Source organism: Rhodopirellula sp. UBA1907 (genome assembly GCF_002337565.1).
Taxonomy (GTDB): Bacteria; Planctomycetota; Planctomycetia; order Pirellulales; family Pirellulaceae; genus Rhodopirellula; species Rhodopirellula europaea.
Genome location: NZ_DDGH01000016.1, coordinates 445 through 12887 on the forward strand (window position 1 = coordinate 445; position 12443 = coordinate 12887).

Sequence of the window (12443 nt, forward strand, 5' to 3'; positions counted from 1 at the left end):
ACAAAAAGAAAGCCCGGTCAGCTTCACTGCTGCCGGGCTTGTTCGTTGATGTTGGATGGGTTGGTTTGATGAAACTCCGCTTTCAATCGTTCGCTCTGCCGCGAACCCAAAGCGTGTTCCAAGAACTCACTGGCTTGGCGACATGAACTGCCGGCAAAGCCTTCCGTTTCGATCTTCGTTGAGCCATCGGACGCAACGATCACTTGAATGATCTTCATCGTTCAAGCTCCCACGTTGACGGATAACTGGATCCTTCCGCCCTCGAGCGAACGCTCGGTCACGGAGTATCCCTTGCGGCGAGCTTCCAGTTTCGTCTTCTCGACCGCGTAGGCCTGCAAGAACTCGTCCAGGTGTTGCTGGTTGCCCCAGTAGCCCTGGTAGTTGTCGAACTTGGACTCGCCGGTCGCGAGGTCAAAGACCACCGGGTATCGCCACTTGGCAAGCTGAACCGCCAAACCTGAAACGGTCTGGCTGAACAGCTTCACCTCTCCTTCGACGGGATCGTCCAAGCCCAGTCGATCGCAAGCCTTCCGGACCGCTGCCGCGTCCCGGACCTGGGTCGAAATCTGCACCACGTGCGACATGCCTAATCTCCCTGCGTACAAAAGTGCTGGTGGCAACGCTGCCACCTTCACCTCTACGTAGCGCAAAACGTCGGGGGATTTAGAACGTTGGCATGTTGTTAAAGCCAATAGCCAATCCCAACATGTTGCCCCCCCCCCCATCCATCTAGCGAGCTTCGACGAGCGAGTGATGGTGCATGCCGCACACAATTGCCGCCAAACTCAAGAAACATCTTCAGACGTGTCTTCCACCTGCATCTTGTCGCCCTCGGCTAGATCAGATCTCTCACTGGGGTCGGCGGTCTGAGGATAAATCGCGAACAATTCACGTAATTTCTCGAGTTGAAGGTGTGTGTCTTCGTCCTCGGTGCCGTGTTCGGCCGCTTCGAGGTGAGATTGAAGCAATTGACTCGCTTCGCCTTTCACACCCGAAAGAACTCGATCCTGCCCGATTAGAAATTCCAGCAACCATGCTACGAGCTCGCCGTCCGCTCCGTCCAACGATCGTGCAGTGATGGTTGCCAAATCCTCTGGCGAAAAATCGATATCTGCCAACAGGATCGCGTCGCCGTAGATGGTGACTGCGATCGAATTCAAACCGCACGTTGCGGAATGGATGTTTGCCAACGCTTGTTTACCCAAGTCCTTCTTGAGTGACGGGGATAGCTTACTAACCAGCGAGGCGACGATGGCCAATCCCTCTGTGTCTAACTCCAAGTCACCACGTGCGAAATCACCGGCGACGTTTTTCATTGCCGTTTTGAATGACGACCCAACGAACGACTTGGAATGCTCGTTCTGGATCTTGCCGGCAAGCACCACGAGTTTTCGCTCTTCTACTAGATCCGTCTGCCACTGTTCACGAGAAACTTTCCCGAGTTTCTTGGCAAAGGCGTCGGCGACGACGAGCTGACTGGGGGGCGGGCCGAAATCGAGAATGACCTCGACGCATTCCCGGACCTTATCCACAAGAGGATCGCCGTTCTCTACGAGGCTAGCGCATAAATCCGTATTTTGAACCAGTTGCTTTACGACTGCATGGACGTCGGCATCCCGATTCTCCAATCGATCAACCAGCAACCTCGAATTGGCTTTAACATAGCCTGTACCCACGGCGAGACTCGCATCGCCATCGTTTGACGCCAGCTCAATGAAGTCAACCTTGATTGCGACAGAGGCTTGCTTCCCAAGCTTTCCGACGATATTGCGGACATGGTAGTCGCAAAGTTTCCGCCAAACTGGCTCGACTGCCTCAAGGCCACCGTCCCTACAAAAAGCCTTGTATTTGTTCCGGGTTGCATCGGCCACCCCACCGAATTGCTTGTCGATGTCCATCGCTGGGTGAGAGTAGAGCAGTGACGCGATCAATGATTCCTTCACAATCGCCAACGCGTCGGCATTGGTCCAGCAGTCGAATATCGCCCTCGCTGTATTGTCGTCGCGCAGGTGAGCAGATGCGGACTCTTCGCCCTGCAACCGTAATGAATGCAGTCGCTCGATACAAGCACTGACCGTTTCGACGGCTTCTCGAGTTGGCACGGTTGCTTTGGTAGTCAAAGTCTCATGCAGCACCTCGCAGATCGCCGATCCGTCGATTCCACTACGAATCGTGGACAACTCCGCGAATGCGCGGACATGCAAGTCCTTCAGTTCCAATCTACCCTCGTCATCGACGCTTCCGGCTCTCTCACACAGCTCCTGCACAATCGACTCTGACGAGCAAATCGGATCAATAAAGACGAAACCGCTTTCATCGACGGCACTTGAAGCAGCAACATCAATCCATTCGGACGCCTCCATTGCGACCTTCCAAGTTCCAGCTCGCTGAGGGTTGTCCGGCACAACGGACGCTTCGCGTAGAGCCTTAACCAGCGACAGCTTCGCAATGACGTCGATGTCTTTGTTGGTACTGCGGGCGGTTCGCTCGCCAACCTCCCTGACGATTGACCGCATCTCGGCACCGCTGTCAATCCGAAGACACGCAACCAAGCCGTCAATCGTTTCCTCGCTGAGCGGATGCCAGACCATTCGCTCCTTACCTATTTGCTCTCGGATGCTCTCACGAATTTTTTCGGCGGCGTACGGCAACTCATCTTCATCTAGAAACTGAAGTCCTTTGACCCAGGTCGTCAGCCCCTCGGGCGACAGCGAATCAACCTGTTCTTCAACGATCCCCAAAAGAACGATCCAGAACGCTTCTTCATTTGTTTCGCGGTAAGACGACAGTGTTTCCAGTTCGCCATCGTTGAGGGCAGATTCGATTTTCTCCCACAGCAAGATCTGAATCGCCTCACTCGGCTCAACGTTGAAATGAACCGCTGCCAGATGATCGACAAGCTTTGGTCCACACAGCCGCAAAGCGGCCTTTGATGGAAAATCAGGACATTCCTTGTCTTCCTCCTTTCTTTCGCTATCCGGCAAACGCTCGATCCGACGACGCAAACACTCTTCATACTGACTTCGGTCCGCTGAATGAAGGACCGCATACGCGAGATCCGAGGCAGGAATCCTGATGCCGTTGTGATTCCAAATATCCCACAGAACGGCCAACGCGTTGACGTGAAGCTTCAGTTGCCGAGGGACGATTCGCTCGACTCGCTCACGCCGAACCAAATCGAAGACCTGAATAGCTCGCTCCATGTCGTTCGCAGGCATCTCGGGGATTGCCTCTCGCAACATGCTCCGTAGATGTCCCTGCCAATTCGAGAGCGTGGGTGGTGGCGTCGTAAATCGAACTTGAAACGTCTTCTCAAAGAACGACGCCGCACTCGTTACCGCGCCGGCATCGCCCCAAAGCTTCTGCAATGCCGCAGGCGTGTAGGGGACTAGCAACGAGAACTGGTTGCTCCAACCATTGCCATCCAAAGCACGCTGGCTCACGAAGGTTTGCAAGTTGGACCAAATGGCGAGACTCTGCTTCGCGGTCAATCGGTCCAAGTTGTCCACAACTAGCACGATTCGCTTGTCAGTGCCTTCGATCGCTTCACTGATCAACTCTGAAAATCGGCTTTCAAACTCCACTGACGTCGGATCCGATGACTCGTAGGCATCCGATTCGCTTTCAAGCGTTCCTTGCTGAGCCAGGAAGCTATAATTTACGGTTGCAAAGCATCCCCAGTAGCGACGTGGTGCCACTCGACGGCAATTGAATGTCCATCGTTTCAGCAGGTTTGCCCGACCGCGTGGAATCCAACCAACCGACGTGCGGAGAATGTACCCAAGGTGTAAAAAAAGCAACCGCGTCGCCGCGACGAGAATGGGGGCAACAAGCAACAGCAGACCGATTGTTATCGGCCACTGCTTTATGTGATCCCAATCAAGAACGAAATCTTCCTTCGACGTCTGAGCCCGACTAACAAGCAAACCAACGGGAACAAGGCCGGTTGCAATCGCGACCCAGATGCCGAATCCCGAGGGGCTAGATTTCTTCGTCTCTCTGCTTTTGCGGTGACGCTGCGAGAGGCGTTCCTTTTCTCTATGCCACTTTTCTGGAATAAGCCCGTCGCAGTGGTCCATCAACTCGTTGATCAGCGTTTCAAGAAACGCTCGCCGTAGAGGATCCCCTTCGTGCGACCAAGCGTCAAAGATGATCAGTTTGATATTCTTGTGCTTGTCCAGCTGATTGCTGAGCAATCGCACGATGGTGGACTTTCCAGATCCATAGTCGCCCTCGAGTCCGATGGTTCCGCCACCTTCTTCCGAGACGATGCGACGTTCAATCGCGGCTGCGATACTTGCATGGGGACCAATGCCGTCGGCCCCCTTGCCGAAGCCGTCTTTCTTAGCAGGTTCATCACGAAGAATTCTGATCATAGCTGCCGGTGCCCTTGTTGCTCAGTATGCGTTGCGTCCCCAAAGCAAAGTGACACGCCCAAACCCTCTTGGTCGGACCTCCCTGTCCCTCGTCACGAATTATGTGGCACGCATCTTTGCGTTTCTTTGATTCGAGATATATCGTTGCCGACCATCTCGGCACCGTCTATAGCATATTTAATTCATACGAGGAACAAGTCTGAAAGACGCAGCCAAAGGACGTCGATATCCTTTCGCACCGCGAGGGTTTCCTCTCGCGAACCGGGGAAGATTGGACGCGTCATTCCGTGAGCGCCTGCCATGAAACAGATCTAATTGAAATCCTTCAAACCGAGCCGGACGGCAAACCCATTCGGAACGATTACAACGTCGACCGAAAGACGCGATGATCAAATCGAAAGGAGCGTGAACAAGCGATCGTGCAAGGACCGAGGCGTCACATCACACGACTCCGGAGCTTTGAATCCGCTTCGATGCCCCGCCTGCTGACTTGAATGTCGTTTGGAAGGTACCCCCAAGGCAGCAACTGACAACCGATCCTCCGACTATGAAGCGGAATCCATAATCTGCCTCCATAAATCCACCATCGCTCGAATTGCACCGATGAAGTACCGGGCTTCGTCGAATGAACACGTAAACTGGTCGAACTCATGTATGACGGGATTTCTATAGGAACCGTTCAAAGACATTCCGATGCTGGCCAGTCGGGTTTCGGCTGACGTTGACGTTGAAACGCGAAGCCTGGCACTCAAAATCCGAGCGAGGCTCACATTATTCGCCTTAAGGAAATCTCCCGGCCACACGCGGCGGGCTATTGCTTCAATCAACGGGAGAAGTCGAACAATCGTGTCCTTTGGGTCGACGTCGCTATTCGTTGTGAGTTCTTTCTCGACAACCCTAATCTGCTTAAGAACGTCGTCGGGCTCGTCTTCGGGCGTCAATCGAAATGAGCGAGGCGCAGCCGATTCCACATCCGCTGCCATCACGTCGGCGTCCACGTCATGAAGCACTCCGAGAACGTCTCCGAACGCCAACCAGAAACACATCTGTGCATGCCTCGCGTCCATGGTTGCCGCCTTGGCAGCATCAAAGTGCGGGTCCGGACTCGATCCTTCTACAACCTGAAAGTGCAGGTCGACAATTTGCTCCAGAATCGTTTCCGCGTAATGGCAACGCTGCACGATGCGCGTAGATTTCACTTGTTCAGCGAGTGAGGCAACAGAAGCAGTGAGTGTTGGTGGACTGTCTGTGTCGATTGGCTTGACCACTCCGACCAAACGAGAGAGGTACGCTTCGTTTGACTCGCCAGGAGCCGGAGGAGCATCGTCAGGCGGAACCAAATACTCCGTCACTTCGTTCATTGGGTCGGTCACCTCCCATGCATAATCATAGAAAGCGTCAATTCGACTCAAGAGCTCGCCGAACAACTCCCCTGCCTCAAACAAGCTAGAGCAATCGTTGGCAGACACCAGTTTAGCGATGATGTTCTCGAGTTCCTCAGGATCATCGGATTCGGTTGGGATACCAGTCACTGAATTGACGACGCGCTCAAATTGATTCAGGGCTAAACTGTCGCTCGCACACATCACGAGCAGGTCGAAGAATGACCGACGTGGGTGCTCAACCTTCAGGTAAGAATACTCCCCGGCACTATTAAAGAAGACGCGGCAAAGATCACCTTTGGAGGTACCAACTCTATCGCCAGGGATATCGCTAATCCAATGAATGTCATCGGGTAGTTCAGTCGCGACTATCGGCACTTTCTTTAAGCTGCGAAAGCTAGGGAAGTGCGGCCTTACGCGGGATTCCAAAAGACTCATGAACCTCACTTCGTGACTTGGGTTGGCCAATAGTTTCGCCTTGTACTCGCCCAGGCAGAGCCCCAGCAGCAATGCTTCTGAGGGCGAAATCACGAACAGTTCACTTGAAGACATTTGGGTATCCTGCCGGCTTGGCACTGGTCGGGTTTAGTATTTTCATGACACCGTTGCTGCGTCTACCAACCACGCTCGCGAGCCATCTGCATCAAGCAGGTGTTTCTGCAACACCTCCCGCTCAACCCAGTCGGGCATGAGGGGCTGAAACTTCGTTAGTCGGTAGTTAGGGATGGCGGCGGTGATGGATGCGTGGAGGGCTTCGTTGGTCCAGAAGTCTTCGGTGGCGATGTGAGTGATCGCTTCGCCTAGCCAGGCGGAGGTTGGGCTGTCGCCTCTGATCTTGATGGCGTAGTTGTCGGGGGTGAACGTCCAGGTTGGTTCAAGGAACGCTAGGGCGTATCGGAGGGTTGAATTGATGCGCCCTCCAGCGAACGTCCACCAGCGGAGTTCGTGGGTGTCGCCGTCGATGCCACCGGCACGAGGCGTGAGAAAGCTGCCTAGGTTTTGGCGTTCCTCTCGCAGGACTTCGCGAGACTGGTTCTCGAGGTAGGCATAGTCTTCATTCGAGGTAAGCACCCGCAAAACTTGTTGGCATAGGTCGTAGCCGAGAAACTGTGGCAAGAATCCGCCCCAAGTTGGTTGGCGGCCCATCGTGGACGGCACCACAAAGATCCGGCGATCGTCGTGGTTGATTTGGTTGACGGCCCAGGGGCGTCCACCGAGAAGGAAGCTGCTGACGTCTTCGACGAGACGGTCTACGTAATCTTGGGTGAGCGAACCAACAGGTTGACCAGCCAGTGTCATCACGGCGTAGGTCTTCGGCGAAGAGAAAACCGCGAACAACTCCATGAAGTTGCGGCGACCGAAACGACGCTCAGCGGTCGGACCGAGTGACAGCAGACCGCTCGACAAGACCATGGATCCATCCTCCACCATCCACGCAAGCAGACGGTCAAACTCGTCGCGGTTGATCCCACTGAAGTCGGGCAGCCGCGAAAGATGCTCCCAGGCTTCCTCGGGGCGCAGGCCGCCCGTGGACAACGACATCGCGAGCAATTGGTGAATCAGGACTGGCCAACAACGGTCATTCACCTCGACGTTCTCGACCCAACCGGTCTTTGCGAGTTCGATGATTGCGATCGCCTGTAGAACACCTTCGCTAGTTTCGCAATAGAACGACGTGTTCGCGGGCGTGTCGCCGCGGCGCCCCGTTCTGCCCATTCGCTGCATGAATGAACTGACCGTATCGGGTGCCTCGGATTGCAGCACGTAGTCTAGATCGCCAACGTCGATGCCCAGTTCGAGCGTTGACGTGCAGACAATGCAAGCGTCGCTGCCGCTGTGGAACTGCTCTTCAGCGAACTGACGCTCTTCTTTGGATACCGCACTGTGGTGGACGAAAACTTCGGTCCCTTCGCGTCGCATTTGTTCGGCGACCGCTTCGGATGTCGCACGCGATTGGCAAAAGAAAAGGCTTTTCGAACCACGAGCCTTTCGGGAGGCGGCATTGGCGATGGACACCAAGCCATCGCGGTGAATGACCTGCAGGTGTCGCTCAACGGCTTTCTTAGGCGGATCAACAACCACACCGTCTCGCTGCGAACTTCCCGTCAGCCATGTCAGGATTGCGTCTGGATTGCCCACAGTCGCACTCAAACCGATTCGCTGCAGGTCGTGTTTCGAACACTGGGCAATCCGCTCCATTACACTCATCAGATGACTGCAAGGTCACTGACACGAGGGAACGCGATGGGGCGGGGATTGCGGTTGGAACTGACAATGCCTGCGGAAAGAGCGCACGTCAGCATCTTGCTCGCGATCTTGTTGCGAGTGGCGATTTGCCATCGACCAGGGACGGTCAATTCAATCCAGCGGCTGACCATGTCGTTATCCACATTACCGGCGGGGCCGTAGTATCGCTCCACCAAGTACTCGCCGGTGAATTTACGGTAGATTGGGTCAGCAAGCTGTGTGTGCCAGTGGCAAATGAGTGCACGGTCGCCCAGCTCCATCGGTCGCCACTTCCCGAGCACTTCCAAAGCGAAGGGAAAGGCGTCGTATCGGTGTCGCATGTCAGCGATCAGACGTTCAACCCGTAGGAACGTCTTTGATCCGAAAGCGGATTTGTCAAAGGCCTGCTCTTTCGATACGGCTCCACCCGCCGATTCGCACAGGTGCCAATACGCACGGGTTGGTTCGATCTCAAGAGTGCATTTCATCATTCGTGTATGCGGCTGCGTCTCCTCCTTGTAGTGCATCGCTACTGATCTCTCCGGAAGTGAGGCATCGGATAGCTATCGGCGATTGGCGCGAGACCAGCGATCAGGCGATTGGTGATCTCACCCAGTTTCTCTGGTGGCTTGCCTTTGAGACGGCGACCCGAAGGTACTTTGGTGAATGACTCTTTACCGAACGAGGTGGCCCACTCCGCAATCAACTCAAGGCTCCACGGCTTCGAAACGATCTCGCCCAGTTGCGGAATTTCATCGCATGGATCCGCGCCGGCCAGCTTCAGTTGTCGAAGTCGATCTTCGACCTTCTCGTCGATAGCAAAACCCAAGGAGAAAAGCGTCAGCAATCGATCGGGATCGTGATCCTTCTCGCGCACGGAAGAATCGTGAAGTCGTGCGGCTTCTCGAACGGCTTGAAATTTCGCCCATCGCCAAGTGTTTGGCAGAAGCTCTTGCAGTTCGTACTCGGCAGCATCACCCACCAAGTCAGTTCGCCACCACCCGAGCCGCCTTGTTGCGGGATCATCGTTCGATCCCGATTCACCTGCCCACGCAACGATCAGTTGGGCAGCAAGCAACGCATCAATCTCGCCTCGGAGCGGTGTCGCTGAAAGTACAGATGCTGTCGCTGCATTCGCTTCGCTCATCGAACAATCACCCCTCGCCCGTATGTTGACCTGAAAGTGCCGGCAACATACGCTGCGTCAGGGCGCAAGACAATCAGGGGCGTTCACAACCCACTCTGTAGCGAGCGATGCGATGCTGTTCGGAAAAAGAGTCAAAGAACTGCGACTGCAACGCAATTTCACACAGCAATACCTTGCCGACCAGATGGACGTCAGCGTCTCGTACATCAGCAAGGTTGAGAACGGCAAACTGCACTTCGGTGATTACCCGTCGGAGAAGTTCATTCACAAGCTGGCAGCCGAACTGACCGCGGATGAGGACGAGTTGTTACTGCTGGCGGATAAGGTGCCTGAATCAATTCGAAAACGGATCCGACAACGGCCGGAACTGTTTCGAAAGCTTGCCGGCTGCAGCAAGCGTCAGCTTGATGAGCTGGAACAAATGATGAACACGCCTAGCTAGCCCCTCTCCGCCAAACCAGATCCGAAGCTTGGAGCAAACATGACCGTGGAAGTGGGACTCTGGCGTTTGGGCGACCGGCCCGAGAAAGTTCGTTTCGTGCCGATCCCGAAGGAGGAGAAGCTCGAAGACATTCTCGCAGCCGACCTGAGCATCCTCGATCCGAGATTGCTTCTGATCGGGCGTCAGGTGTTGACCGGTTTCGGAAAGTACATCGACCTGCTGGCCATGGATGCCGATGGGAAGCTGGTGGTAATCGAGCTGAAACGAGACAAAACACCTCGGGAGATCGTTGCCCAAACCCTGGACTATGGATCGTGGATTCGCGAACTAGAAAATGACGCGATTGCAGCGATCTTTGATGCCTTCCTAAGCAAATATCACCCTGAGCAATCCGGCATCAGTCTCGACGATGCATTCCAGCAGAAGTTTGGCGGCATTGAACCGCCGGAAAATTGGAACGAAGGTCACGAGCTGTTGATCGTCGCCGGCCACTTGGACGCCAGCACCGAACGCATCGTCAACTACCTGAACGATGAACATGGCGTCGCGATCAACGCTGTATTCTTTCGTTTCTTTGTCGATGAAGGACGCGAGTACCTGAGCCGTGTTTGGCTGATTGACCCTACAGAGGTTGAGGTGAAGTCCGTCGAGGCAAAAAGCGGCGAACCGTGGAATGGCGAGTTCTACGCCAATTTCGGACACGGCGAGTCGCGTCGGTGGGAAGACGGACGCAAGTTTGGCTATCTTGCCGCCGGCAACGGCACGTTCTACGTCAAGACGTTGGCTCTCCTGGAGCCAGGCAACCGCATTTGGGTGAACGTACCGGGAACTGGCTATGTCGGCGTGGGAATCGTTGAAGGGGAGCCGACCCCAATCGGCGATTTCAGAGTGCCCCTGGAAGACGGAACGACGAAGCCCATCGCCGATGTGATCTCGCCGGTCCCTAACATGGACCTGCCGGAAGATGAGATTGAGCACTACGTCAAAGTTCGTTGGGTGGAGACGACTTCTTTGAATGATGCTGTCAAGGAAAGGGGACTCTTCGGCAACCAAAACACGGTGGCGAGACCGAAGTCGGCAAAATGGGCCCACACGATCGAACGACTCCGCAAGCGCTTCCGCATCAAGGACTGACGTCAATTCGCCCCCCTGCCCTGGAGTCGTTCATGCGACGACGTTGTGGTGAGCAGCAGCGAGGCCCAACAAAACCAACTGGCCCAGTAACTCAACAACCCCGAGCTCGCCGCCAAAGTTCCAACGAGTGATTTTCGACTTGCTGCTGGCGAAGGGTGCGTGAGCACTAGCCGCGTCCCTTCTTTTCAAAATCTCTGCCACGATCATCCGATTGAGACATTCTTCAAGACAAGAGGCATCACCTATGCCACCGACGAAAGCTGAAGTTTCTAACGCCTATCGAGCTCTCGAAACGTTCATTTTGGAGCTAGAACTTTTCAACAAAGCTCGTGAAAACATGGTCAGAGCTAGCGTTGTCAGTCCAGACGAGCAAGAGCGATTTTCAGAGCTTCACGGCGGGGTACAGCGAGGTCTTTCTAGAGCCCAAATGGGTCTAGAGGACGCCATCAAGCTATACGCACCAATCGCTCAAGCAATCACCAAATTGGAGCTAGAGCTTCCTGCCTCGCAATCCCAGCCGGGACCGCCGCAGCAAGATATCATCACTCCGCTTCGACACTACATCGATCAACTTGAATGGATGTGGATGCGCCCTGAAGCGAGCAATCCCCAAGTCCCGTTTGTATTGGAACAGCTCCCGGGGCAGATTGCCGCGGAAAGAGAGGCCTGGAAATCTTGGTTCAAAAAGCAGGACGAAACAACACCAGAGCAAGATTCTCCGATGCATCCGGAAAACTGGGACACCCGCAACCCTTCCGAAGACATGCCAAAATGGCCGCTCGAACCCGAACCAGCGAGTTTCGAGGGAGTCGACCTGGAAAGTGCTCGGTGGATGTATTGGACGATTCGCGCCTATTGCCTACTTAAAAAGAGTAAGAACGAGGCGTTTGCTCAATACAAAAAAAAGTTCTCGCGAGAGGATAAGAAGCTTCGCCACAGATCCACTCTGAACATTTGGGCATCGGACTACGCCAAATGGGCAGACCTGCCGGCTGTGGTAGTTCCCCGCCAGCCAAAATGACAATCTGGCATGACTTGGCCGTCGCACTGTAGCGACTGACATGATGCGCATGACGATGCGCAAAAATCATTTTGCGCAGTGTGCCACGACTCCAAATAGAAATTTGGGGACTTGAGACCTTCTCCGGATGCGCAATCGCGTGCGCATTCCGAATGCGCATTCTTGACATGCGCACCTCTTGTTTTTGGCATCCCAATCGCTTCAGAGCCCCATCGCTCACACTCGGCCTGTCAGGACATCACGGGACTGGCAGAGCTGAATGAGTTCAACGCTGTCAGTTTGATTCTTACAGCGTTGAAGTGCGGGCACGGACAAACCACGTGAGATGCTTGATGCGGACTCGTTGTCCCACACGCCATATCGTCTCACTGAATTCGCGAAGAGAGGAAGGACACAATTCACATGACCAAAGATCATTCCTGCACAGTTGACAAACACGCAGCTACGAATGAACCGGAACCTTTGTGGACCTACGAAACGGCGTCGCGACGCTTGAACTGTTCCCAACGCCACCTGCAACGGCTGATTGACTCAGGCAAAATTCCGCCACCACTTCAGGTTGGGGGCCTCTACCGGTACCAACCCGAAGTGATCGAGGAGTGGATCGCCGCACAAGCTTCAAAGGCAACAAACATCAAAGGCGGACGCCCCCAGTGAAAGACCAACGAACTCGGAAAACCTCTCCCGCAAACGCATCGGAGAAACGTCAAGACGG

At 54.7% G+C, this 12443-nt stretch carries 11 protein-coding genes; 4 read left to right on the forward strand and 7 right to left on the reverse strand.

The window, feature by feature from the left end; all coding sequences use genetic code 11:
- Positions 1-23 precede the first annotated feature (23 nt).
- From B2R17_RS04020 to brxE, 7 genes are all read right to left on the reverse strand, one after another.
- Positions 24-218 (reverse strand): DUF2997 domain-containing protein, encoded by a 195-nt coding sequence (locus B2R17_RS04020; protein WP_008661678.1) that lies wholly within the window; start codon positions 216-218, stop codon positions 24-26.
- 3 nt (positions 219-221) lie between these two features.
- Entirely contained in the window at positions 222-584 is a 363-nt protein-coding gene (locus B2R17_RS04025) for a hypothetical protein (protein ID WP_286762955.1), read from the reverse strand.
- 201 nt (positions 585-785) lie between these two features.
- A complete protein-coding gene (locus tag B2R17_RS04030) occupies positions 786-4376 on the reverse strand; it encodes a P-loop NTPase fold protein (RefSeq protein ID WP_286762956.1) in 3591 nt (1196 codons plus the stop codon).
- 545 nt (positions 4377-4921) lie between these two features.
- Positions 4922-6310 (reverse strand): hypothetical protein, encoded by a 1389-nt coding sequence (locus tag B2R17_RS04035; RefSeq protein WP_286762957.1) that lies wholly within the window; start codon positions 6308-6310, stop codon positions 4922-4924.
- Positions 6311-6352: 42 nt separating this feature from the next.
- Complete coding sequence (locus tag B2R17_RS04040; RefSeq protein WP_286762958.1) at positions 6353-7909, reverse strand: helicase-related protein; 1557 nt, start codon at positions 7907-7909, stop codon at positions 6353-6355.
- Between the two features lie 56 nt (positions 7910-7965).
- On the reverse strand, positions 7966-8475 hold the full coding sequence (locus B2R17_RS04045; RefSeq protein ID WP_286762959.1) for a hypothetical protein: 510 nt from the start codon (positions 8473-8475) through the stop codon (positions 7966-7968).
- Between the two features lie 38 nt (positions 8476-8513).
- Positions 8514-9131: a BREX-6 system BrxE protein gene (brxE, locus tag B2R17_RS04050; RefSeq protein WP_286762960.1), complete on the reverse strand. Its 618-nt coding sequence runs from the start codon at positions 9129-9131 to the stop codon at positions 8514-8516.
- 112 nt (positions 9132-9243) lie between these two features.
- Between brxE and B2R17_RS04055 the strand changes: the two genes are divergently transcribed.
- From B2R17_RS04055 to B2R17_RS28285, 4 genes are all read left to right on the forward strand, one after another.
- Positions 9244-9573, forward strand: a complete 330-nt coding sequence (locus B2R17_RS04055; protein WP_286762961.1) for a helix-turn-helix domain-containing protein — start codon at positions 9244-9246, stop codon at positions 9571-9573.
- Between the two features lie 39 nt (positions 9574-9612).
- Complete coding sequence (locus B2R17_RS04060) at positions 9613-10707, forward strand: endonuclease NucS domain-containing protein (RefSeq protein ID WP_286762962.1); 1095 nt, start codon at positions 9613-9615, stop codon at positions 10705-10707.
- A gap of 244 nt (positions 10708-10951) precedes the next feature.
- Positions 10952-11728, forward strand: coding sequence for a hypothetical protein (locus B2R17_RS04065; RefSeq protein ID WP_286762963.1), 777 nt, complete (start codon positions 10952-10954; stop codon positions 11726-11728).
- A gap of 402 nt (positions 11729-12130) precedes the next feature.
- A complete protein-coding gene (locus tag B2R17_RS28285; RefSeq protein WP_414707219.1) occupies positions 12131-12385 on the forward strand; it encodes a helix-turn-helix domain-containing protein in 255 nt (84 codons plus the stop codon).
- Positions 12386-12443: the final 58 nt, after the last annotated feature.